Below are 23,976 nucleotides of genomic sequence, written 5' to 3'. Positions count from 1 at the left end.
AACAGACACCCGATGGCGACCCACACCCTGCTCCCCGACTTCGCACCCGCACCGTCCGCCACGCGGCGCGACTACGTCGCCCAGACCCTGCGCACCGCCATCCTCACAGGCCAGATCGCGCCCGGCACGCAGTTGGTGGAGAGCCACTTCGCCACCCAGTTCGGCGTGAGCCGCGGCCTGCTGCGCGAAGCCATCCGCGAGCTGATCGAAACCGGCCTGGTCGTGAACCGCCCCTACGCCGGCACCTACGTCGCCGACATCGACGAGAACACGATGAGCGACGTGTACGAGGTGCGCCGCATCATGGAAAAGCAGGCCTTCATCCGCCTCTGGCCGCAACGCGACGCCGCGTTCCGCACCGAGATGACCGCCCGCTTCGAAGCCCTGGCCGAAGCCGCCGCCAACCGCGACCTCAACCGCGAAAGCGCCGCCGAGGCGCACTTCCACGGCCTGGTCTACGAACGCTGCGGCAACCACCTGCTGCTCGACGTGTGGCAACAGATGACGCAGAAGATCCAGCTCGGCTTCGCCGTGTGCCGGCTCACGCACACGCCCAAGCCGGACTATGCGGAGAACCACCAGCTGTTCCTGAAGCTGGCGATCGGGGATGACCTGAACGCGATGCTGGAGGAGCTGGATGCGCATTTGTTGCGCGGGTTGGGGACGATTCGGGCGGCGCTGAAGCGAACGGCGGCGCGGGGTTAGTCCGCCCTGCGGAGCGTGAACGGGGTGGTACTCGCTGGCTTCAAATAGACGGCTTAAGACTGGGTGCAGCCACTCGCAGGCGACACGGTCAACGACTGGTTCAGCTGACAGCGGATGTTAGGGCTTCGGTCACCCGGCGCTTCGGACGGCGAACCGGGCAAAGACGATCGTCAGCGCGATCTCCGGACTCAACGTCTTGGGCCTATCGCAAGAATTGCCTATGTCGCCTTTGGATGGTACTTGTTGCCGCGGTTATTGAAAGCCGGCATCGTGCCCTCCAGCACATCCACTACGTAACCGTTGATAGCGGGATTCTCGATCGCACCCGTTACGTACGAGATTTTCGAACCGTTCTTGCGATCAAACGTGGACCAGATCAACTGCTCGGCATCGCAAACGACAGCGAGATTCGGGTTGTGGGTCACCATGATGATCTGGCGGAATTTCTTGGCCTTGGTCAGGACAGGGACGAGCAGGTTATAAACCGTCTCGTTGTCGAGATTCTCCTCAGGTTGGTCCAGAATGATCGGGTTGCGGCCCTTGTCGACCAGCAGATAGAAAATGAGCAGCAAAGCGCCGCGTTGTCCCGGAGATAGCTGTTCAATCCGGGTGTCCTGAAAGAGCAACGAGTATCGAGGCTCAAGGAACGGCAGCCCGAAAAGCAGGTCGTACACATCAACGACTGCCTTGTCCTTCTTTAGGATTGACGCGACGCCGATCGTGGTCTTGCCGGCCGCACTCGCCGCTTCACGCACCTTCTTGTGCAATGCATCTACGAATCCAAGAATGCCGTCCTGACTTCCGAACTCGAATTTGTCGGACAGACCGCGGATGACATTGAGGCTTTCGTCGACGCCCCGGAGTTCGCCGTGCGTCTGTTTGATCAAATCAAATAAGGTCGCAGCGATGGCGTCGGCAGACCCATTCAATGAGGCCTGGAACTGCAGTTTGTATTCCTCCCGTATGAGTTCGTCGCTTTGGATGAGGTCCTGAACTGGCTTGAAGAGAATCTCCCGGGCTTTTCGCTGCGCCTCGAGGATGTCGAAGATGTTGCCGGTTAGCTTCCTGCGCGCCTGCTCATGTTCAGCCAGCCGCTTCGGCAATTCATCTAGCTCTTTGATCCGCTCCAGCAGCCCCAACTGGGCCTCAGGTGTTTCGGTTGTGCCCTTCAGTTCCGCGAGTTTTTGATTCCACGTCTCAAGCGCCGCGAGTTCCTGCTGATACTGAAGTTGCGGCCCATTTAGCTTGGCATTCAAGGACAGTCTTTCGTCCTCAAGCTTGATCTTTTGTGCGGCCGCGGCATCCCTGTTCGCCTGCAAAGCTTTCTGCTGGTCCGGGATCGCATCGGAGATAGCCTGCAGAGTGTCATCCTTGCTCGTGAACACGACGACTGCATCGGCTGTAAGGCCCAGCAACGTGAGATCCCCTTCAGTGTCGACCAGGAATTGCGCGTGCGCGCGTGTTAACACCTTGAGGCGCTCCCGGATGTTCTGCACAGCCTTCAGCTGCCCTGCGAAAGCTAGGATCGTCGCGGCACTCTTTGCTGCATTCGTTTCAAGCGTCTTTAGTTCAACCGCAATCTGTTCAAGGCGTGTGGTCGCCGTCTGTTGGTCCGGCGTCAGGGCATCTGCCGGCTTGGGACCAACTGTCGGCTTGATCTTGTAGAGCTCGTCGATCTGGTGATTCTTCGCTGCGAGAAGCTCCTGTACCGAGCTTTTGACATTGGGCTGAAGTTGCGCTTCGATGGCAGCAATCTCCCCATTGATTCGATGCAGATCCTTCCGGAAGTCGTTGAGCTGAACGCGGAACCCGTCCTCTTGCTGCTCGATCAACTGGTCGAAGCTATGCGCGCCGAGGCGAATCTGTTCGCTGGTGTGCGAGAAGATCACAGAGCGCAACTCGTGCTCAAAGGCATTGGAGCTCCCGGTGATGTGCGCGTTGCAGAGCGCCTCGAAATGGTTCTGCGGGATGTATCGCACCATTTCCACCCTGTCGGGTGCGGGGTCGTCTGAGAGGATCCTGGACTCACTCTTGGCATCGACCCATGTAAACTTGCCGGTGAAGTTCCTCGCCGGCTCACCGTTCTTGCCGAGGAAGCGCTCCTTTTTTAGGAATGAGAAATGCTGCTTCTGCCGGGAATTGCCGAGGAGCGCAATCACGTCGGCAAGGGCACTCTTGCCGCTGCCCTTGTTGCCGATGATCGCGACCAGGTCGGAGTTGAGGGGGATCGTGATGCCATGAAGCCAAGTCCCCGGCGCTGCGGCGACGTGCTTGGTGATCTCGACGCGTTCAATATAGAAAGGCTTGTTGGTCTCGATCTCGATCTGTTTCGGCGGTCGATCGCCGATGAACGATCGCTTCTCAGGCTCCATGATGGCCTGCTGCAGCCCGAAGAACGTTGGGTCCGCCTTGATCCATGTGATCTTTCCGGATGGAAAGTCACCGTAGCCGCGTTTGTCGTTATCACCCTTGACTCCGACGAAACAATGGGCGTCGCTGCCCGCGACAACAAGGCGAGGAACATTGCCAAGTCGCTCCTGAAACTTCTTCAGGAAGTCCCTGTTCTTCTCGGTCGGCGCGTTGATAAAGCAGTCGCGCAGTTCGAGGTTGCGCGATTCAAAGATCGGGGATGACTTGAACAGCGAAATGAAGAATGCGTAGTGCTCCTGCCACTTCACCTCCTTGAGGCCGTCACTGGTGTCAAACGGCATGAAGCCAATCGCGAGACCGTCCTTAACGTGCGCGATTGCCGCCTTGTAGCTCTCAGCCGTCAGCTCGGCCAGCGAACATCCTGCGTGAAGCGCATTGGCTTCATCAGCCATGTCGGCTTTCTTGAAGCCCTTGTAATTCAAATTGTCCTCGGACGTCGTCCGCGCCAGTTCGATGAGGCCGGCATTCGAGAGAGCACTGCCAGTCTCCGCGATCCGCAGCATTGACTTGAAGTCGTGAAGCGTTTGATCGGGGGTCTGATCGGAAAACAGGACGTGTACGTTGAGACGTTTCCCCGGTGTGTTCATAGGCGCCATGAGGCGGAGCTCGATACCGGGGAATACGGTTTTGGTGAGCTTTGGCGCGCTGTCTTCCTTCAGGCGGCGTTGAAGCGCAAACCATCCGTCGAAAGTCCAGTAGTCCATCAACGCGAATACCGCAGGTGGGGCGGCGTTGAGGGCCCCGATCATCTGGTCGACGAGTCCGCGGTTGTGCGCGGAGCTCGGGTCAGTGTCGAACCTTGCGCCTTTCCAGTAGAACGACGCCGGTGTATGGACGTGCAGGTCCCACTGCCTCCATTCCGAGCCACGTTCGAATGCGTCTGACTTTGGCATGACATCGCCTCCTGGCTAATTCAGTTGTTGTTAGCTGCACTTGCGATTGCGGGCACAGGATCTGGAGTATCCCCAGCACCGCGGACGCGTTGCTTCAGCCTGTCGATCTCGGTAGCGGAACTGCTGATTGACCGGGGGCGTGTGACGCCCCGGTCGATCGCGCTGACGTTGTCGTCGCAATCAAAAGTCTCTGCGTAGCTCGCGTCGCAGCCACATAAAGCAACCGCGCTTCCACTTCCACGTCTTCTTCCTTGGTACCCGAGTCGTGCAGGCCCATGACCGCCACGATCGGAAACTCCAAGCCCTTACTGACATGCATCGTCATCACCTTGATGCTGTCCTCCAGCGGCCTGAAATCCCCTGACCTGTGGCGCACCTGATGCGGCAACCTGCGACGCGTCAGCGCACGCGCACATTCCTCCATCCCATCGTGGTGCCGACACAGCACCGCCATGTCACCCCACGCATGCCCTTCCTGATGCGCCGCACTCAGCAACTCGGCGACCTTCGCGGCTTCCTCATGCAGCGTGGGCAGGTTGATCACCATCGGCTCCGGCCCTTCGCGGCCGCAGCTCACGGGTAGCAGCAGCGGGATGCCGTCTTCGCCTTGCTCGGAGTTCTCGGCGGTGAGCAGCCCGCCCGCAATCTGGCTGGCGGTCTGCAGGATCTGGCGCGTGTTGCGGTAGTTGATCTTCAGCACCGTGGTGCGCCCTTGCGCCTGGATGCCGACGCTCTTGAAGCTGAACTGCTTGCTGCGCTGCCGCTCGTAGATGCTCTGCGCGTCGTCGTCCAGGAGCAGCAGGCTGTTGGTGCTCGGGTCGACCATCTGCGTCACCAGCTTCAGCCATTCGGGGCGGAAGTCGTGGCCTTCGTCGATGAGCACGGCGAGGTACTGGCCCGACGGGATGTGCTTGCGGTCGACGGCGCGGATCACGCGGTCGACCATGTCGTCCATCTTGGCGCCGATCGCCATCTTGTGCGGCGGCAGTTCCTGGCCGAAGGTGACGAGTTGGTCGCGGCACCACTTGTGGAAGTGGCGCACCTGAACGCGCTCGGTCAGGCCCTTGGCTTCCATGATCGACGCGAGCTTCACGGCCAGCGGCTCGTTGAAGCAAAGCACGAGCACGGGCTTGGCGGCGCTGGCGGCCTGGGCCAGGAATTCGGCGCGGTAGCCGAGGATCATGGTCTTGCCCGAGCCCGCCACGCCGTGGATCACGCGGTGGCCGTCGCCCAGGCTGCGTGCCAGTTGCTCCTGCTGCAGGTCCATCACGCTGAGGATGCTGGGCAGCGCGCGTTCGGCGGCTTCGTCCTGGCCGGCATCGGAGCCATCGAACAGGCTGCGTTGCGTATTGACGCGCACCTCGGGGAACAGCAGCCATCGCACGCGGTCGATCTGCGGCAGGGTGAGCGCGCCGCGCATGAGCATGGGGAACATGCCCCACAGCCGGCTCTGCAGGTCTTCGGGGTCGGCGTCTCCTGCATCTCGTCGGCGCACAGCACGCGGTGGCCGTCGATGGCGTGGTTCAGGCCGCTGGCCTCGAACTGCCGGCGCGTGATGTGGCTGAAGACAACGCCGTAGCTCCACGGAAAGGTCAGCATGCCCTGCCACTTGCCGCTGGGTTGCACCAGCTGCGGGTCGCGCTTGAGCGCGTCGACCACTTCTTCTGCGTAGTGCCGCGCCTGCTCGAAGGGGTTGTTGACCGACTTCAGCTCGCCGCCGGGCACGATCTCCCACATGCCGCGGGTGGCCTTCTGGATGGTCTCGAGCCGCCAGTCCTTCACCTCGAGGATGAGCAGGCCGCGCAGCGGGTGCAGCACGATGAAGTCCGGGTGCGACCGTTTCGGCCCGACCGGCACGTCGTACCAGAGCAGGTAGTCGCTATCGAGCTTCTGCTCCAGCCGTTCGGCCAGGCGACGCTCGCCCGTGGTCATGCGGGAGACGCTGGCGCCGAGCGAGGGGATGAGGACGGCCATGGTTTGCCTGAGGCAACAATTGTTTACAAAGCATCATGCCTACCTGAATGCTGTCTGACCAGTCCTACAAACCAGCGCCTTGGCGACGAGTGACTTTGTGCCTCCTCTTAGGTAACGGCCACCGTGCTGCGACCCGCTTCGCACCGGACCAGCTATGCGCTATGCGGCGAATCGCCCCGTCAATCTCCGCACGTCATGCGGCGATTAGAAGGACAATCCCCGCATGCCTTCGTCCCCCGACCCGCTCTACATCTGGCAGCTACCTGACTGGCCCGCCTGGCGCTTCGATGCGTCTGCGCTCGCAGCGCCGCTCGCCAAGGTCCATCAAGCCCAGGGCCATCTGCGCGGCCGGATGAGCGAACTGGGCCTTATGCAGCGCGAGCAGGCCACGCTGCAGGTGCTGACCGAAGACGTCCTCAAGACCAGCGCGATCGAAGGCGAACAACTCGACCAGGCGGCGGTGCGCTCGTCAATCGCGCGGCGCCTGGGCGTGGACATCGGTGCGCTGGCGCCGGTCGACCGGCATGTGGAGGGCGTGGTCGACATGGTGCTCGATGCGACCGGCCGGCATGCCGCGCCGCTGACGGCCGAGCGTCTGTTCGGCTGGCACGCGGCGCTGTTTCCGACCGGCTACAGCGGGCTGAGCCGCATCCGCACCGGGGCGTGGCGCGACGACGCCAGTGGGCCGATGCAGGTGGTGTCGGGGCCGGTCGGGCGGCGCAAGCTGCACTACCAGGCGCCGCCGGCAGCGCAACTGGAAGCCGGGATGCACACGTTTCTGCATTGGCTCGAAGACGCAGGCGGCGCGCAGTCGTCGGGCGACCCGGTGCTGCATGCAGGGCTCGCGCACCTGTGGCTGGTCACGCTGCATCCGTTTGACGACGGCAACGGCCGCATCTCGCGCGCGGTGGGCGACCTGATGCTGGCGCGGGCCGAGCGGTCACCGCAGCGCTTCTACAGCCTGTCGGGCCAGATCCAGCGCGAGCGCAAGGACTACTACGACCAGCTCGAAGCGACGCAGAAGGGCACGATGGACGTGACGCGCTGGCTGGCCTGGTTCCTGGGTTGCCTGCTACGTGCCATCGAAGGCGCGGACGCGACGGTCGGTGTCGTGATGGGCAAGGCGCAGTTCTGGCAGCGCTGGGCGGGCGTGTCGTTCAATGAGCGGCAGATCAAGCTGCTGAACCGGTTGCTCGACGGCTTCGACGGCAAGCTCAGTTCGGGCAAGTGGGCCGCCATCGCCAAGTGCTCCGCCGACACGGCGCTGCGCGACATCAACGACCTGCTGGCCAAGGGCGTGCTCGTGAAGTCGTCGGCCAGCGGCCGCAGCACGCACTACGAACTCGCCAAACACCGCGCGCTCGACTGACGCGCCACGCCGCGTCGTTCGCCATCGCGTCACCACAATCCCCCATGCCCCGCATCGCCCTCATCTCCGACACCCACAACCTCCTGCGCCCCGAAGCGCTGGCTATGCGGTGCATGACATCGCCGACCTTTGGCGCACCTGATGCGGCAACCTGCGACGCGTCAGCGCACGCGCACATTCCTCCATCCCGTCGTGGTGCCGCCAAGGCAATCCTGATCGCCCACCGACTTCCATCCACTGCGATCACTTGGAGGGCCGCCCCGCGCAACATCGGGTGCAAAAGGCTTTTTTGCTCAGGAATTCAGCGGCAGCATCCCATCGCGCAACATCCCCACGCCCAGTTCGTACACACCGTCCCAGACGATCTGCACGCCCAGGCACAGCAGGATGAAAGCCGACAGCCGCAGGAAGATGACCGAGCCGGCTTCGCCGAGCGGCTTGAGCAGTTGCTGCGCGTAGCGGAAGGCCAGGTACAGCAGCACGCCGACGAAAAGGAGCGCGAGCACGCCGCCGCCCATGCGTGCCAGTGACAGCGACAGCCGCGCGTCGGCCAGCGACACACCGACCGTGATGGCCGCTGCGATCGAGCCGGGCCCGCAGCTGACCGGGAAGGTGAGCGGGTAGAAGGCCTGGCGTCGCGCCATCTCGGGCGTGAAGCTCTCGGCCAGCTCGGTGCGGCTGTCCACGGTCGCTTGCGTAGCGGTGAGCAGTCGCCAGGCCGTGGCCGCCACGATCATGCCGCCGCCCACACGCACGATGGGCAACGAGATCCCGAAGAACTCCAGCACGTACGAGCCGACCAGCATCGCGCCCAGCAGCAGCCAGAACATGTTGCGTGCGATGCGGCGCGCCAGCAGCGCGCGCGTGGCCGGCGAAGCGCCTTCGGTCAGGCCCAGAAAGATGGGTGCGGTGGCGGCGGGGTTCAGGATCGGCAGCAGCGCGGCAACGACGAAGAGAAAGCTCTTGCCGAAGGCGCCCAGGAGTTCAAGTGTCACGGCAGGCCTGTTTCAGCGGGTGGGCGGCACGTGGTCGACCAACTCGCGCATGCGCCGGCGCAGCGCGCGCTCGCGGCGTTGCTCTTCTTCGTAGTCTTCGCGCAGGCCGCGCCACAGCGCGATGGCCATCAGCACGATCACGCCGACGAAGGGCAATGCGAAAACGATGGTCGCGGTCTGCACCGACTTGAGCCCGCCAGCCAGCAGCAGGCTGATGGCGATGCCCGAGATCAGCAGGCCCCAGGCGATCTTCACGCGTGCGCTGGGGTTCTCGTTGCCGCCGGTGCTCATCATGCCCAGCACCAGGACGGCCGAGTCGCCCGACGTCACAAAGAACACGATGACCAGGACGGTGGCAATGCCCGACATCAGCGTGCCCAGCGGCAATTGGTCGAACATGGCGAACAGCGCGGTCGAGACGTCGGCCTTGACAGCGTCGGCGATCGGCACGTGCTGCATGATTTCCATGTGCAACGCCGTACCGCCGAACACCGAGAACCACACGAATGCGGCGATGGTGGGGGCGGCCACAGTGCCCAGAATGAACTCACGTACGGTGCGCCCACGCGACACGCGCGCAATGAAAAGGCCCACAAACGGCGACCAGCTCACCCACCAGGCCCAATAGAAGATGGTCCAGCCGCCGACCCACTGGCTGTCGCGGAACGGCGTCATGCGCAGGCTCATCCGGACGAACTCGCTGGCATAACTGCCCAGCGTGGACGTCAGTGTGTCGATGATGACGACCGTGGGACCGAGGATGAAGACCGCCAGTGCCAGCAACGCCGCCACGATCAGGTTGAAGGTCGACAACCACTTGATGCCCTTGGTCACGCCGCTGACGGCCGAGGTCAGGAACAGCACCGTCGTCACCGCAATGATCCCAAGTTGCGAGGTCTGGCTGACCGGCAACCCGAGCACGGCGTTCAGGCCGCTGTTGATCTGCAGCGCGCCCATGCCCAGCGAGGCGGCGACGCCGAAGGCCGTGGCGATCACGGCCAGCACGTTGACCAGCGGCCCGATGTGGCGCAGTGGCGCCCAGGGCAGTGACATCACCGACGTGCTCACCAGCGCAGAGCCGCCTCGGCGGAACTGGAAGAACGCGATCGCCAACGCCACCACGCTGTAGACCGCCCAGGGGTGCATGCCCCAGTGGAAGAAGCTGTAGCGCATGGCGGCGTTGGCCGCCTCGGGCGTGTTCGGCAGGATGCCGGGGGGTGGCGTGCCGTAGTGCGAGATCGGCTCGGCCACGCCCCAGAACACCAGGCCGATGCCCATGCCAGCCGCGAACAGCATCGAGAACCAGGCGCCCACGGAAAACTCTGGCTCCTCGTCTTCGGCGCCAAGCTTCAGGTTGCCGTAACGGCTGAAGGCCAGCACCACAGCCATGATCACCAGGCCCAGCACCAGCCAGAGATAAGCCCAGCCGAAGTTGCGCGTGATCATGGCCAGCGCGCCGTCGAACATGGCCCCCAGGTGGGCAGGGGCGACGATGCCCCATAGAACAATGGCCAGGATCAGCCCGGCAGAAATAATGAGCTGCAAAATGCTTCTCCTTGAATAGCCGATGGTGGCCCGAGGTCATGCGAACGCGCAACGCGTGTGACCCCAATCGGCAGAGCGGTGTGGATGGCAGGAGGCGGGGCGGCCCGCATGTGACAGTGCGGTTTGCGAAAGCTGCCAGACGGTCGTCAGGGCAGCGCCAGCAAACGCTGTCAGCAAGGGCCAGCGAACCCGAAACCGGACGGAACGCCTGTTCGGCGGCCACCCGGCTGATCGCCAGAAGAGCAAGCAGTTTACCTTCCGTGTTGATGGCAAACGGTCCCGTCGTTCGCCGATGCCCCACCAGAACCCCCATGCCCCGCATCGCCCTCATCTCCGACACCCACAACCTCCTGCGCCCCGAAGCCCTGGCCTTTCTCGCGGGCAGCGACCACATCGTCCATGGCGGCGACATCGGCGGGCCGGAGATCCTGGCGCGGCTGGCGGCGATTGCGCCGGTGAGCGTGGTGCGGGGCAACAACGACATAGCGCCGTGGGCGGCGGAGATTCCGGTGTCGCTCACGGTGCGGCTCGGCGGCGTGGCAGTGCATGTGGTGCACGACATCGCCGATCTGCAGCTGGAGCCGGCCGATGCCGACGTGCGGGTGGTCGTCTCGGGCCATTCGCACAAGCCGTCGATGGTCGAGCGCGACGGCGTGTGGTTCATCAACCCCGGCAGCGCGGGGCCGCGGCGATTCAGCCTGCCGATCTCGGTGGCGGAGTTGCTGATCGACGAGGGGCGGGTGACGCCGCGGCTGGTCACGTTGACGGTGCCGCCCGCAGCCCAGCGCCCCTGACCCTACCGGCTTGGTCGAAACCCGCACCTCACGACGCCTGGGGCAGTCGGGGCGATTCGCGTCAATGCGCGCGAAAGCGCCGGGAAGTTTCGGTTTCGGCCGCTTTCAGGCGCTATTCGTTACGCGCCTGAAACATGGCGTGGCTGCGCGGAGCAAACCCGGGCCGGTCAAACGTGAGAGCTGCAACTGTCTGTGCAAAAGATTGCGGAACTTTCCGCGACACCGTCCAATCGCGGCATCCGCAAGGACGAGTAGGGGCTTGTCTCCAGCAGGCGTCGGACCTGTCTGACATGCCTTGCCGCTCGGTGCGCCTTTTGCACTTCTCGCAAGAGCTCCTCGGATCTCCTGTCTTTTTTTCCGTCGTCAGTCGAACGGGCTCAGTGGTCTCTCAGAGGCCACGGCTTTGCCACGCAGCTCGTTCGACGGTCGTGCATCCACCTCTTCAACGTGTCAAAACTATTTGTCTCGTGCTTGGGCGCCGTCGCCACCCTTGCCACCCTCCATTCCACGCCCGTGCTCGCACAAAGCCGCTATCTCACCGGTCAAAGCGGCGTGTTCTCGCTGAGCAGCAGCACGGTGGTTCGCTACGGCGCCAACAACGCGTTCAACACCAAGACCTTGGCGAGCGGCTCCTATGTCTGCGGTGACCCGCTGTTCGGCGATCCCGCGCCAGGCCTGCCCAAGTCGTGCTACGCGACTGGCACGGCGCCAACGCCGGCGCCGCCCGCGCCTGCCCCTGCCCCTGCCCCTGCCCCTGCACCTGCACCCAGCCCCGCCGCGGGGCCACTGACGGTGATCGCCGAGCAACACGACCGTTTCACGTTGACGACGACGACGAACGTCATCTACGGGCTCAACAACCAGACGACGACCAAGTCGCTTGCTGCGGGCTCCTACTCCTGCAGCGACCAGCTGTTCGGTGACCCGGCACCGGGCATCCGGAAGGTTTGCTACACGACCACCACGTCGACACCCGGCAAGCCGGCACCGGCACCCACCCCGGCGCCTGCGCCGAGCCCGGCTCCGGCTCCGGCTCCAGCCCCTGCGCCCTCCAACCCTAACGTGCTGGGCATCTCCGGCGACGTGATGGTCAACGGCGCGGTGTCGAATGCGGAGTACCAGGCCATGGCCCAGAAGATGGGCACCGACGCGGCCATCGCTTATCGCTACGGCCCGTCGTCGGCCGAGTACGGCACCGCGACGCAAGGCGGCCTGCCGAGCTACGGCAAGCGCCCCAGCCAGTCGATGGGCATGGTGTCGATCCAGAACCCCAACGGCCGCGGCAACCGCGGCTGCGGCTGGAACGGCTGGTGCGGCAACTGGCAGGTCGGCGGACCTCTCGAATACGAGCCGGGCGACTACAGCTCCAGCATCCTGAACTTCGGCTACATCGCCGACGCCACGCCCGACAACAGTTTCTTCAGGAAGTCGTATGCGCCGGGCCTGGGCTCGGTGCAAGCCATCAGCGTGGCCCACAACACGATGTCTGTGGAGCCCGAGCCGAGCTGGACCCGCAATGACGGCCCCCCCAACGACGGCGGCGCGCTCGACGCGAGCATCGCCACCTACCTCAAGAGCTTCACCCTCGAAAAGCCGGTGGCGCTGGGCAAGTGCTATGGCCGCGGCGGCTGGTGCACCAACACGCTGGCGGTGTACGCGGACGGCCGTATCGTCGGCGTCGGCAGCAACACGGCCAGCACGCTGGTCAGCACACAGCTGCCTTCGGGCAAGGTGCCCACGGCGATCACCATCACCAACAGCGGCGAGTTCGCGTTGGTCACCGTCTGGGACACGGCCGCCATGCGCGGGCAGGTGGCGGTGCTGGCGCTGGGCGACGGCTGCCAGAACTGCACCATGGCCAACGAATCGCAGTGGTACAGCAACTGGGGCAACTGGAAGCGCACCTACCCCGGCCTGCCGGGCCTGGGCAACTACAACTTCATCAAGCTCGTCGGCTTCGTCGACCTGCCCGAGAGCATGCGCGCGCCGACGGAGATCTCCGCGTCCACAGGCGTGCGCAACGACGACTACCAGCAGGTGCGCCGCTACTTCGACACCGACCTCGACAATGCCAGCGTTCGCGCCCGCTACTTCAACGGTGACCTGGCCAACGCCTACGCCCGCACCGGCGTGGCGGTGGTGATCTCGAAGTCGGAAAGGCGCGCTGCGTTCGTCGACCTGCGCCCGCTCCTGGCGTACTACCAGCAGCAGTACTTCGGTCAATCGCAGTCGGGCTTCAACAGCATGATCGCCAACCGCGGCACGCAGCCGTCTCAATGGCCGTACACCTTCGACGTCGCGCCGAGCCAGAAGCCGTCGGTGATCAAGGTGATGAACCTGGACAACCGCCCGACGGCCGTGAAGGTGTCGCTTGCCGCACCGTTCCGCGCGTTCATCGCCACGCAGGAGGGCAAGCTGCGGGTCTTCGACCTGGGCAGCGGCTACCTGAACCAGCAGGCCGGCGGCTCGCCGTCGGACATCGTGGAGCGCTTCTCCGTGGCCGTGGGGCGCAACCCGACCGGCATCGCCTATGCCAAGGAGAAGGGCGCGCCGCCCACGGAGATCTACCCGAACTCCGTCGAGCGCGAGGTGATCGTGACGTCGCGCGGCGACCGGAAGATCCAGTGGGTTCGCTTCGATACGAACATCAACTCGGGTTCCGTGGCACGCACGCTGCAGGAGAGCCGGATGATCGACCCGATCTCGACCGAAGACACCGACAACCACGCCACCGAAAGCTACGTGCTCAGCGTGGCCGACTACGGCGGCAAGGGGATCCACAACTTCCTCTACGGCCCGATCACCTGGCACACCTACGCGGCGTCGAAGGGCTGCTCCAAGGCCAAGGGCGGTTGCAAGCTGCTCGACAACGCGCCTTTCGAATACGGGGGCACGTTCAAGGTCCCGGGCAAGCCCTTCCACGCCATGGGCGCCAACATCAATTGATCTCCGCGAAGAAAAGAAACATGTCAGCAAAACTCAACCTGTTGGTTCTCCTGTCCATCGCCGCCCTGCTCGGCGGATGCGGCGGCGGCGGCGGCGGCGGCGACGCCGACCAGCCAGCGGCCGGCCAGGCCGCACCGTCTTCTTCGGCGCCTGCCAGCAGCCAGGACGTCAACACGCAGCGCAGCAACTGACCGAGCGGCTGCCGCGTCAATTGCGGAAGGTCTGCGTCACCATCAACCCGTGCCGCCCGCCATCGACGATGCCGATGCCCACCCGCCCGAAGGCCGGGTTCAGGATGTTGGCGCGGTGGCCGGGTGAGTTCATGAGGCCGGTGTGGGCCATGTCGAGCGTGCGCGCCAGCGCGAGGTTCTCACCAGCGGCGCGGTAGGTCAGGCGCGCGGCGCGCAGCCGGTCGAAGGGCGAGCGCCCCTCGGGTGTGACGTGGGCGAAGTAGCTGCGCTCGAACATGTCGCGCGAATGCGCACGCGAGACGTCGACGGTGTCGGTGTCGGCTGTCAACCCGCGCAGGCCGGCCTTGGCGCGTTCGGCGTTCACCAGGGTCAGCATGGCGGCTTCGAGCTCGGGGCGCGGCGGCGCGTCTTTCACCACGAAGGGCAGCGCGACGCGTTCCTGCGACTGCGGCTGCACCGTGAGCGCCTGCATGGTGCGCTCGACGGCGGGGTTGAAGATCGGGCCCAGGTGGCGCTCCAGCCAGTCGGCCGGCTCGCCCAGCCGCGCGACCAGCACGCTGCCTTGCGCCGCGCGGGTGATGCCGTCGCTCAGCGGCAGCGCGGTGAGCAGCACGGCGGCCACCATCGCGTTGATGGCGCCGTTGGCCGCGCCGGGCACGAGGCCGAGCCCGCGGTTCAGGTGGCGCACCGCGGGGCCTGCCTGCACGGGCCGCACGAGCCGGCGCGCGATCGCGGACAGCAGCATCTGCACGACCAGAAAGACCACCAGGAACGCCGTGGGCGAGGCCCAGGGTTCGGGCAGCCCGGCGTGGCGGGCCAGGGTCGCCGCGAGCCAGGGGGTGGCGTAGAAGGCGACGAGCAGGCCGGCGGCGAGGCCGGCGAGTTCGACCGTGCCGGCCACGAAGCCGACGCGCCAGCCGCGCCATAGGCCCAGCAGCAGCAAGGCGACGAGCAGCAGGTCGACGGCGTTGAAGCCGTTCAAGGCGATAGCGGAAAAGTCCATGCCGCATCCTGCCTGGGCCCGTCTCGTCTGGCTGTCGGACGAAAAATTTTTTTCGCGGAGCCCCTCAATATCGACGAGCAAGCTGCCGATAGGAAGTGAGATTGCCTCCTTCGTCTGCGTGCTCCTGCCATGTCTGTCCTTCAACGCCACAACGTCACCCGCACCGGTGCCGGAAAGACGCTGCTTTTCGCCCACGGCTACGGCTGCGACCAGAACGTCTGGCAGCAGGTCGCAAGCGCGCTGGTGGCCGACCACGAGATCGTGCTGTACGACTACGCGGGCTGTGGTGCGTCCGACCCGTCGCTGTACGACACGGTGCGCCACGCCACGCTCGGCGGCCACGCCGACGACCTGATCGCCATCTGCGAAGCCGCGCAGCTCGAGCGACCGGTGCTGGTTGCCCATTCGATCGGCACCATGATCGCCGTACTGGCCGCGCAGCGCCGGCCGGAGCTCTTCGATTCGCTGGTGCTGATCGCGCCGTCGCCCTCGTACCTCAACGACGGCGCCTACGTGGGCGGCTTCGAGCGCGAGGACATCGACAGCCTGCTCGACACGCTGGAATCCAACCATTTCGGCTGGGCCCGCATGATGGCGCCGGTGATCATGGGCAACGCGGAGCGGCCCGAACTCGCTGGTGCGCTGGGCGACAACTTCTGCCGCATGGACAGCGGCGTCGCACGCCACTTCGCGCGCGTGACCTTCCTGGCGGACCACCGCGCCGACCTGGACCGGATGCCCGTGCCGAGCCTGCTGATGCAGTGCAGCGACGACGCGCTGGCCGCGCCCGAGGTCGGCGCCTACCTCGCCGGACGCATGGCCGGCAGCCAACTGCTGCAGCTGTCTGCCACCGGCCATTGCCCGCACATGAGCGCGCCTGCGGAAGTCGTGGAGGCGCTGACCGACTTCCTCCGCCAGCGGCGCTGAGACCATGGAGATGACCGTGTCCCTCGCGACAAGCGCCACCGCGCCGCGGCTCGTCGACGACAGCCCCGACACGCCGTGGGGCCTGCTGACCACGGCGGCCGACGGCACGATCATCGACGCCAACCTGCGCTTCGCGTCGTGGGCGGGCCGCTCGCGCGAAGCCTTGTGCGGTGGCGTGACGTGGAAGCAGCTGCTCGCGCCCGCGAGCCGCATCCTCTACGAGACGCACTTCGTGCCCCGGCTCGAAGCCCAGGGGGCGGTCAGCGAGATCTCGCTCGACCTGGCGCGCGACGACGGCAGCCGCTTCCCCATTCTCGCGAGCGCCCTGCGGCGGGCCGGCGGCGCAGGGATCGTGTCGATCACCGTCTTCGACGCGACCGAGACGCGCCGATTCGAAAAGGTGCTGCGCGCCGCCCGGCGCGATGCCGAGGCCGCGACCGAGGCCCTGGCCGTGTCGCACAAGGCCTTGCGCGTGGAGCACGAGCGCCTGCGCGTGATGCTGCGCTCCATCGCCGATGCGGTGATGACGACCGACGACCAGGGCCGCATCACCACCTTCAACCCCAGCGCCGAAACCGTCACAGGTCTGTCTGTCGCCCAGGCCATCGGCGCGCCGGTGGGCTCGGTCGGCCGGGTGTTCGAGGCCGATTCGCGTCGCCTGGTCGACCTGCGTGTTCTTCAGCACGATGCGCCGCACCAGAGTTCCTCCGACTTCCTGCTGGTGCGAGCCGACGGCACCCAGCGCTACCTCGAAGGCACCTCGGCGCCGCTGCGCGACGAGGCCGATCGGGTCGAGGGCGGCGTCTACGTGTGGCGCGACGTGACGCAGAGGCGCGCCGTCGCCGCGGAGCGGCAGTTCGAGGCCACGCACGATCTGCTGACCCGGCTGCTCAACCGTCGCGAGTTCGAGCGCCTGGTCAACCTCGAGCTGGGCAACGCGAGCGGCACGCCCGACAAGCCGCACCTGCTGCTGCACATCGCCCTGGACCAATTCAAGATCGTCAACGACACCGCCGGTGCCACGACCGGCGACGAGCTGCTGCTGGAGATCGCCGAGCTGCTGCGCCAGAACCTGCGCCAGACCGACATGCTGGCGCGGCTCGGCGCCGACGAGTTCGGTGTGCTGCTGCCCCGGTGCACGGTGGATGCGGGCACCCAGGTCGCCGACAAGCTGCGCCAGCACATCGAGGACTTCCGCTTCAACCGCGGCGAGTTCTCGCACATGCTGACTGCGAGCGTCGGCCTGGCCGTGCTCCCGGAGCGCGGCGGCTCGGCCGACGGCGCGCTCGCCAGCGCCGGCATGGCCTGCCAGGCGGCGAAAGAGGCCGGGCGCAACCGCGTGCACACGGTGCATGCGGGCGACGCCGACATCCGCCGACGCCGTGAACAGATGGGCTGGGTGGCGCGCATCCGCCAGGACCTGAGCGAGAACCGCTTCGAGCTGTTCTTCCAGCCCATCGTGCGGGTCGACGGCGCGCCGGACGCGCACCCGCACGGCGAGCTGCTGCTGCGCCTGCGCGACGACGAGGGGCGGCTGGTGCCGCCGGGCGCGTTCATCAGCGCGGCCGAGCGCTACCACCAGATGGGCCACATCGACCGCTGGGTGGTGCTCAACGCCTTCGACTGGCTTGATCGGCACGCGGGGGTGCAGGTCTCGATCAACGTGTCGGGGCAGTCCTTCGGGGATGCGGACTTCCTGGCCTACGTCGTCGACCAGTTGGCCGGTCGGGCGCTGAATCCGGCACGCGTGTGCTTCGAGATCACCGAGACCGCGGCCATCGCCGACCTGCCCGCCGCCTTGCGCTTCATCGCCTGCCTGCGACAGCGCGGCTGCCTGTTTTCGCTGGACGACTTCGGCGCGGGCCTGTCGTCGTTCGGCTATCTGCGCTCGCTGCCGGTCGACTTCGTGAAGATCGACGGCAGCTTCGTCAAGACGATGGGCCAGGACCCCGTCAACCGCGAGATCGTGGAGTCGATCCATCGCGTGGCCAAGCTGTGCGGCCTCAAGACGGTCGCCGAATGGGTGGAAGACGCGGCCATCCTGTCAGCGCTGCGCCGGATCGGCGTCGACTACGCCCAGGGGTGGGCGGTGGGCAAGCCGGTACCGCTGTCGGACATCGATGTGCGCCCCTGAGCGCTGACGCGTCGCGTCGTCCTGGGCGGACGCCCCGCCGACCGCCTGCGCCTACAACAGACCGGTGTGCGGCCGGTTAGCTTGGAAGCATCTTCCATCCCACCAGGACGCATCACATGCCAGACAACAACAATTCCGCCATCGCCCCCCAGGGCACCGAGCCCGACCGCATCGACCTCGTGTCCGATGCCTCGTTGAAGGAGTGGGCCAAGAAGCTCGCCGTGACCGAGGACCAGCTGAAGGACGCCGTGGCGAAGGTCGGCGATCGCGCGACCGATGTCGAGATGCACCTCAAGGGCAGCCGCAGCACGACCAACGAAGAGCGTGTGAAGGAAGCGGGCGCCTGAGACGAAACGCTTGCAGGCTGCGACGTTGCGACCGGCCTTCGAGGACTGCCTAAACGCCGAACAGCAAGGCGTTCAAGAGGACAGCGGCATACCAGGCGGCTTCACCGATGACCACCATTGCGGCGACGAAGACAACGAGATAGATCGTGCGGCGAATGAGTACGTGTGACGTGGGTACACAGTGTCGGTAGATCAGTGCGGCCCACACAAGCAGCAGAAGCTCAATGGCATAGCCGATGAGTTGTTCGGCTTGCCCAGTACGGGACATCGAGCGACTGAGCGCGAAACCTGTGACTCCGAGAATTGGGATGGCGAGTGCCCAGGCGGCGATGTTCAACGTGAGACGCCAGCCCGCTTTCATCGGATTGCTTCGCCCTTGAAAAAGTGGCTCGGCATCGGGCTCTCCCATCCCGGCGTCTGAAAGCCAGGTCTTCCGATGTCCGGCACGTAGCCCATGACACTCCGGAGGAGTGCCGCGAGGTATGAACTGCTGTTGTATTCGCCCGGCTGCATCGCATTGCCGGTGAGCCTGCTTGGAAAGCTGTATGGCGACACGTAACTGGAGAAGCTGGCTGCACGCTTCATCAGTGCCTGAGCAAATTCATCTCGAGACATGCCTGCTGGTGGATTCAACGCCACCTTCAAGACCGGGTTGGCCGGCAGCGAATTTGTGTAGAGGTTGGTGCGAATCCTGAGCGCATTGCTCAAGCCGGCCTCGACCGCGGTCGGCTGCCCATCGATGACGGTGATGCCTGTGTAGGCATCGTCGATCACCAGCGAGACGTGCAAGCTGTCGTAAGGCCTGCCAGCTCTTCCCAGCGGAGACGCTGCAACGCGCCCATAAAGCGTGAAAGTGGGCTCCGAATGCTGCGCCCTGCCCACCGAGGTCGTTCCCGAGTTCATGCTGTCCTCCCTGACGTTGTTTGATTTCCATCATAGGCAGGAGGTCGCCGCTCGACAGTCAACAACTGTCAAGCGACCAGCGAGCTGGCCTGTCAACCGCCCGCAGGGTTGCGCCGCGCCTCGTCGCGCCGGCGCTGCTCGCGCACCACCTCGCAGCGCGGGTGGCGCGCATAGGCCGCCTGCTCGCAATGCTGCGCTTCGCAACGCGCGGCAAGTACGAAGAACAGGTGCTCGCAGCCTGAACGCGGGTCGCCAGCGCTGCGGGTGCTCAACGTGCGTGCCGGCGTCGGCGGCGCCGGCACTGCCGCGGCCGATGGCGCCGCCGTGACGACTGGAGGGAGCGATGGCGCATGCGTGGTTGATGCCGCCGGGGGCACGGTCGACTCGCCGGGCGAGAGCGCCGCCTCTACCGGGATCTGAATGGGCGGCGGTGCGACCGTGACGGGGGCCGGCGCCGCCACCGGTGTGGCAGGCAAGGTCTGCAGCGGTGCGGCGGCGGATGCCAGCCCGGGCGCTGCCGCTCGCTCGGGGCCGAAGCTGATCCATGCCGCCAGGGCCACCACGGTGGCGCCCAGCAACAGCACCGCGAGCATCAGGCCGCGCGGTGCGTGCGATGCCGGCGCGCGTGCCGTCGTCGGAGGCTCTACGCCGTCGGCGGCTTGGCCTGGCGGCCTCGGCTTCGCGCCGGCCGCCTCCAGTGCCGACGGCCCCGTGGCCGCGAAGGCTGGCAGCTTGCCCGCACAGCCGATGCAGAACATCGCGCGGTCTCGGTTGGCGGTGTGGCAGTTGGCGCAGAGAACGGTCATGGACGCTCGGGCTGGGGCAGTGGCAGGTCAGGGCTTGGACGTGAACATCAACAGCGACCGGCCCGTGACGGTGTAGCCGTGGCCGGGCTGGAAGTCCACATCTTCCTGCGGGTCGAGCGCGGTATCGATCACGCGGGTCCACACCTTCCCGTCGGCACGCGGCGGCAGCACGAAGTCGATGGCGCCTTCCCACGCATTGAACACGAGCAGCACGCTGTCGTCGTGCGCCGCCCGCGGCAGCGACGACGCGGGGGCCGTGCCTTCGAGCAGCAGACCGAAACAGCGGGTCTGCGTGTCGGTCCAATGCGCCTCGTCCATCTCGTTGCCGTCCGGCGCGAGCCAGGTCGAGTCCTTCACCTGTGCTGTCTCGCTGAACTGGCCAGTGAGGAAGCGGTTGCGGCGCAGCACCGGCAACGTGTGGCGCAGGTGCGTGAGCTGCTGGGTGAAGGTCGTGAGGCTGCGACCGGCCGGTGCGCTGGCGGCCTCCCAATCGAACCACGAGATGTCGCTGTCCTGGCAGTAGGCGTTGTTGTTGCCCTGCTGCGTGCGCGCGAACTCGTCGCCGGCCAGCAGCATGGGCGTGCCCTGCGACAGCATCAGCGTGGCGAGCATGTTGCGCTGCTGGCGGGCGCGCAGTTCGAGCACCTCGGGGTCGTCGGTCGGGCCTTCGACGCCGCAGTTCCAGCTGCGGTTGTCGCCGTGGCCGTCGCGGTTGCCTTCGTTGTTGGCGTCGTTGTGCTTTTCGTTGTAGCTGGTGGTGTCGGCCAGCGTGAAGCCATCGTGCGCACTGATGAAATTGACGCTGGCCCATGGGCGGCGGCCACGCTTGTTGAAGCGGTCGCCGCTGGCGGTCACGCATTGGGCGAGCTTGGGTGCCATCGCCTCGTCGCCCTTCCAGAAGGCGCGCACCGTGTCGCGGAACTGGTCGTTCCACTCGGCCCAGCCGGGCGGAAAGCCGCCGACCTGGTAGCCGCCCGGGCCGATGTCCCAGGGCTCGGCGACGAGCTTGACGCTGGAGAGCACCGGGTCCTGCCGGCAGCTGTCGAGGAAGCCGCCGCCTTCGTCGAAGCCGTGCGGCTCGCGCGCCAGGATGGTCGCCAGGTCGAAGCGGAAGCCGTCGACGTGCATCTCCGTCACCCAATAGCGCAGGCTGTCGGTCACCATCTGCAGCACGCGCGGGTGGCTCAGGTTCACCGTGTTGCCGGTGCCCGTGTCGTTGATGTAGTAGCGCGGCTGGTCGGGCAGCAGGCGGTAGTAGCTGGCGTTGTCGATGCCCTTGAAGGAGATGGTCGGGCCCATCTCGTTGCCTTCGGGTGTGTGGTTGTAGACCACGTCCATGATCACTTCCAGCCCATGGGCGTGGAAGCGGTCGACCATGTTCTTGAACTCGTCGATGTTCGGGCCGTCCATGTAGCGCTGGTCGAGCGCGAAGAAGCCGATCGTGTCGTAGCCCCAGTAGTTGGTGAGGCCCTTCTCGGTGAGGAAAGGCTGGTTCAGGAACATCTGCACCGGCAGCAGCTCGACGCTGGTCACGCCCAGTTCCTTGATCGGGCCGATTACCTCGTCGAGCGCCAGGCCGGCGAAGGTGCCGCGGAACAGCTCGGGCACCTTGGGGTGCTTCATGGTGAAGCCGCGCACATGCGTTTCGTAGAAGACAGTCTGGTTCCAGGGCACGCGCGGGGCGTCGGTCTGCGTCCACTCGAAGCGCGAATCGACCACCACGCACTTGGGCATGAACGGCGCGCTGTCGCGCTCGTCGAAGCTCAGGTCGCCGTCGGCGTGGCCGACGGTGTAGCCGAACAGTTCGGGGCCCCACTTGAGCTCGCCCATGTGCGCCTTGGCGTAGGGGTCGAGCAGCAGCTTGTGGTGGTTGAAGCGATGGCCCTGCTCGGGCTCGTACGGGCCGTGCACCCGCAGGCCGTAGCGCGCGCCGGGCTCCAGCCCGGGCACGAATCCGTGCCAGACCTCGTCGGTGTATTCGGGCAGCGTGATGCAGGCCAGCTCGGTGGTGCCGGCGTCGTCGTACAGGCAGACCTGGACCTTCGTCGCGTGGGCCGAGAAGACGGCGAAATTCACACCGCGGCCGGTGTAGGTGGCACCCAGGGGGTGGGGGGCGCCTTCTTCGAGCGTGTACGTGGGGGTGGGGTCTGACATGAGCGGTCCGGAGTGAAGGCCACCACTGTCGTATGCCGCCGCGCCGGCCGCCACGGGAAGGCGGCGGGTGTTGACGTAGGCCGGCGCCCTTGGCCGGTCGCCGGCGGCGCTCTCAGGCCGCGAAGGCGGTGTCGACCAGCGACTGCACGAAGCCCTTGTCGAGGCCCTTCAGCCCGAACTGGAAGCGGTAGAAGATCGTGCCGTAGATCTGGTCGTACAGCGCCTCGGCGGGCCGCGGCGACGCGATGCTGCCGTCGCGCTGGCCGCGGCGGATCACGCGCACGCCCAGGGCGCGGCGCACGCTGAGGTAGCGCGCCACGAAGACTTCCGAATTGCCGGTCTCGGCCATGCATTCGGCCAGCACCGCCAGCTGCACCCGGCCCAGGTCGCCGCGCAGCGCCACCAGGTACTGCTGGACGTGCGCGTGGATCGCCTTGGGCGGCGGCAGCGTTTCCGACAGCGGCAGCATCACCGTCGCCTGGCGCATGTAGGCGTCGATCAGCAGCTGCAGGCGCCCCTCCCACCACTTGTAGATGGTCATCTTCGACACGCCGGATTCGGCGGCGATCGCCTGGATGGTCGCGCCGCGCAGGCCCTCGGTGGCGCTCAGGCGGTAGGCGGCGTCGAGCACGGCGGCGGTGGCGGCGTCGGAGCGCGGGCGACCGCGGCGCCGGGGGGCGTCGCTACAAGGCGCGGCGGCGGGAGCGGCGTCGGGGGGCGGGGTGGCATGCATGTTGCGTCGTCTTTGCTGTACGCGGAGTATAGTTATTCAGCCGCACGATCGAAGCACCAAAGAAGGACACCGACCATGACCGCCACGCCCGCTGCCGATGCACGCGCCGAAACCGGTGTGTTCCAGGCCGGCGACGTGGTGCTCCAGTCCGGCCGCACCTTCCGCCAGATGTCGCTCGTCTACAAGACCTTCGGCACGCTGAATGCCGAGCGATCGAACGTCATCCTCTACCCGACCTCGTACAGCGCGCAGCACACCGACATCGAACACATGGTGGCCGAGGGCGGCGCGCTCGACCCGGCCAAGTACTTCATCGTCATCGCCAACCTGTTCGGCAACGGGCTGTCGAGCTCGCCGTCGAACACGCCCTGGCCCGACGTCGGCACGCGCTACCCCGATGTCACGTACTACGACGCGGTGCACGTGCAGCGCCGCATGCTGGCCGAGCTGTGGGGCATCGAGCGCCTGGCGCTGGTCTACGGCTGGTCGATGGGCGCCATGCAGGCCTACCACTGGGCGGCGCTGTTCCCGGACGCCGTCGACCGCATCGCCGTGGTGTGCGGCGCCGCGCGCTGCGCGCCGCACAACCGCGTGTTCATCGAAGGCGCGGCGCACGCGCTGATGGCCGATGCGGCGTATCGCGACGGCGCGTTCACCGAGCGGCCGGTGCGTGGCCTGCGCGCCATGGGCCGCGTCTACGCGGGCTGGGCGCTGTCGCAGACCTTCTACCGCGAGGAGATGTGGCGCCAACTCGGCGCCTCGTCGCTGGAGGACTACCTCGTCAGCGCCTGGGAAACCAACTTTGCGCGGCGCGATGCGGCCGACCTGCTGGCGCAGTTCCGCACCTGGCAGACGGGCGACATCAGCGCCAACGATCTGTACGGCGGCGACCTGAAGAAGGCGCTCAATGCCATCCGCGCCCGCGTGCTGCTGATGCCGGGCGACCACGACCTGTACTTCCAGGTCGACGACAACCGGGCCGAGCTGCCGCACCTGCGCCATGGCGATCTACACCCTATTTCGTCCGTGTGGGGCCACCGGGCGGGCAACCCCAGTGCCCTGCACCAGCCCGAAGACCGGGCCTTCATCGAGACGCGCGTCAAGGCGCTGCTGGCCGAATGACCTCC

At 66.1% G+C, this 23,976-nt stretch carries 18 protein-coding genes and 1 pseudogene; 9 read left to right on the top strand and 10 right to left on the bottom strand.

Annotated elements, in window-relative coordinates; all coding sequences use genetic code 11:
* The first annotated feature begins 12 nt into the window (after nt 1-12).
* Nucleotides 13-705, top strand: a complete 693-nt coding sequence (locus ACSFA0_RS02455; RefSeq protein WP_435448651.1) for a GntR family transcriptional regulator — start codon at nt 13-15, stop codon at nt 703-705.
* A 218-nt stretch (nt 706-923) separates the two neighbouring features.
* Here the strand turns inward: ACSFA0_RS02455 and ACSFA0_RS02450 are convergent, their stop codons facing one another.
* Complete coding sequence (locus ACSFA0_RS02450; RefSeq protein ID WP_435448650.1) at nt 924-4,028, bottom strand: TrlF family AAA-like ATPase; 3,105 nt, start codon at nt 4,026-4,028, stop codon at nt 924-926.
* Nucleotides 4,029-4,122: 94 nt separating this feature from the next.
* Nucleotides 4,123-6,002: pseudogene (locus ACSFA0_RS02445) on the bottom strand (DEAD/DEAH box helicase).
* A 223-nt stretch (nt 6,003-6,225) separates the two neighbouring features.
* Between ACSFA0_RS02445 and ACSFA0_RS02440 the strand changes: the two are divergent.
* Nucleotides 6,226-7,371: a Fic family protein gene (locus ACSFA0_RS02440; RefSeq protein WP_435448649.1), complete on the top strand. Its 1,146-nt coding sequence runs from the start codon at nt 6,226-6,228 to the stop codon at nt 7,369-7,371.
* A gap of 293 nt (nt 7,372-7,664) precedes the next feature.
* Here the strand turns inward: ACSFA0_RS02440 and ACSFA0_RS02435 are convergent, their stop codons facing one another.
* Together ACSFA0_RS02435 and ACSFA0_RS02430 are read right to left on the bottom strand one after the other, a co-directional pair.
* Nucleotides 7,665-8,366 carry a MarC family protein gene (locus tag ACSFA0_RS02435; RefSeq protein ID WP_435448648.1) on the bottom strand — a complete coding sequence of 234 codons (702 nt, stop codon included), beginning with the start codon at nt 8,364-8,366 and terminating at the stop codon, nt 7,665-7,667.
* A gap of 12 nt (nt 8,367-8,378) precedes the next feature.
* Nucleotides 8,379-9,911 carry a BCCT family transporter gene (locus tag ACSFA0_RS02430; RefSeq protein WP_435448647.1) on the bottom strand — a complete coding sequence of 511 codons (1,533 nt, stop codon included), beginning with the start codon at nt 9,909-9,911 and terminating at the stop codon, nt 8,379-8,381.
* Nucleotides 9,912-10,222: 311 nt separating this feature from the next.
* Between ACSFA0_RS02430 and ACSFA0_RS02425 the strand changes: the two genes are divergently transcribed.
* The 3 genes from ACSFA0_RS02425 (at nt 10,223) to ACSFA0_RS02415 (ending at nt 13,842) form a co-directional block, all read left to right on the top strand.
* Nucleotides 10,223-10,705: a metallophosphoesterase family protein gene (locus ACSFA0_RS02425; RefSeq protein ID WP_435448646.1), complete on the top strand. Its 483-nt coding sequence runs from the start codon at nt 10,223-10,225 to the stop codon at nt 10,703-10,705.
* Between the two features lie 513 nt (nt 10,706-11,218).
* A complete protein-coding gene (locus ACSFA0_RS02420) occupies nt 11,219-13,651 on the top strand; it encodes a hypothetical protein (protein ID WP_435448645.1) in 2,433 nt (810 codons plus the stop codon).
* 20 nt (nt 13,652-13,671) lie between these two features.
* On the top strand, nt 13,672-13,842 hold the full coding sequence (locus ACSFA0_RS02415) for a hypothetical protein (RefSeq protein WP_435448644.1): 171 nt from the start codon (nt 13,672-13,674) through the stop codon (nt 13,840-13,842).
* 16 nt (nt 13,843-13,858) lie between these two features.
* Here the strand turns inward: ACSFA0_RS02415 and ACSFA0_RS02410 are convergent, their stop codons facing one another.
* Entirely contained in the window at nt 13,859-14,845 is a 987-nt protein-coding gene (locus ACSFA0_RS02410; protein WP_435448643.1) for a CvpA family protein, read from the bottom strand.
* Nucleotides 14,846-14,974: 129 nt separating this feature from the next.
* Between ACSFA0_RS02410 and ACSFA0_RS02405 the strand changes: the two genes are divergently transcribed.
* From ACSFA0_RS02405 to ACSFA0_RS02395, 3 genes are all read left to right on the top strand, one after another.
* Nucleotides 14,975-15,772 carry an alpha/beta fold hydrolase gene (locus tag ACSFA0_RS02405; RefSeq protein ID WP_435448642.1) on the top strand — a complete coding sequence of 266 codons (798 nt, stop codon included), beginning with the start codon at nt 14,975-14,977 and terminating at the stop codon, nt 15,770-15,772.
* 16 nt (nt 15,773-15,788) lie between these two features.
* Entirely contained in the window at nt 15,789-17,906 is a 2,118-nt protein-coding gene (locus tag ACSFA0_RS02400; protein WP_435448641.1) for a bifunctional diguanylate cyclase/phosphodiesterase, read from the top strand.
* 116 nt (nt 17,907-18,022) lie between these two features.
* Nucleotides 18,023-18,253 carry a DUF3606 domain-containing protein gene (locus tag ACSFA0_RS02395; RefSeq protein ID WP_435448640.1) on the top strand — a complete coding sequence of 77 codons (231 nt, stop codon included), beginning with the start codon at nt 18,023-18,025 and terminating at the stop codon, nt 18,251-18,253.
* A 49-nt stretch (nt 18,254-18,302) separates the two neighbouring features.
* Here the strand turns inward: ACSFA0_RS02395 and ACSFA0_RS02390 are convergent, their stop codons facing one another.
* The 5 genes from ACSFA0_RS02390 to ACSFA0_RS02370 all read right to left on the bottom strand — a co-directional run bounded on the left by ACSFA0_RS02390 (nt 18,303) and on the right by ACSFA0_RS02370 (nt 22,849).
* Nucleotides 18,303-18,590, bottom strand: coding sequence for a hypothetical protein (locus ACSFA0_RS02390; RefSeq protein WP_435448639.1), 288 nt, complete (start codon nt 18,588-18,590; stop codon nt 18,303-18,305).
* A 20-nt stretch (nt 18,591-18,610) separates the two neighbouring features.
* Complete coding sequence (locus ACSFA0_RS02385; protein ID WP_435448638.1) at nt 18,611-19,156, bottom strand: hypothetical protein; 546 nt, start codon at nt 19,154-19,156, stop codon at nt 18,611-18,613.
* 92 nt (nt 19,157-19,248) lie between these two features.
* A complete protein-coding gene (locus ACSFA0_RS02380) occupies nt 19,249-19,962 on the bottom strand; it encodes a hypothetical protein (RefSeq protein WP_435448637.1) in 714 nt (237 codons plus the stop codon).
* 27 nt (nt 19,963-19,989) lie between these two features.
* Nucleotides 19,990-22,116 carry a glycogen debranching protein GlgX gene (glgX, locus tag ACSFA0_RS02375; RefSeq protein WP_435448636.1) on the bottom strand — a complete coding sequence of 709 codons (2,127 nt, stop codon included), beginning with the start codon at nt 22,114-22,116 and terminating at the stop codon, nt 19,990-19,992.
* Between the two features lie 112 nt (nt 22,117-22,228).
* Nucleotides 22,229-22,849, bottom strand: a complete 621-nt coding sequence (locus ACSFA0_RS02370; RefSeq protein WP_435448635.1) for a TetR/AcrR family transcriptional regulator — start codon at nt 22,847-22,849, stop codon at nt 22,229-22,231.
* Nucleotides 22,850-22,924: 75 nt separating this feature from the next.
* Between ACSFA0_RS02370 and ACSFA0_RS02365 the strand changes: the two genes are divergently transcribed.
* Nucleotides 22,925-23,971, top strand: coding sequence for an alpha/beta fold hydrolase (locus ACSFA0_RS02365; RefSeq protein WP_435448634.1), 1,047 nt, complete (start codon nt 22,925-22,927; stop codon nt 23,969-23,971).
* Nucleotides 23,972-23,976 lie beyond the last annotated feature (5 nt).

The sequence above is a fragment of the Variovorax restrictus genome, from assembly GCF_051216715.1.
Classification (GTDB): domain Bacteria; phylum Pseudomonadota; class Gammaproteobacteria; order Burkholderiales; family Burkholderiaceae_C; genus Variovorax.
This window is presented reverse-complemented; position numbering and strand designations above follow the sequence as displayed.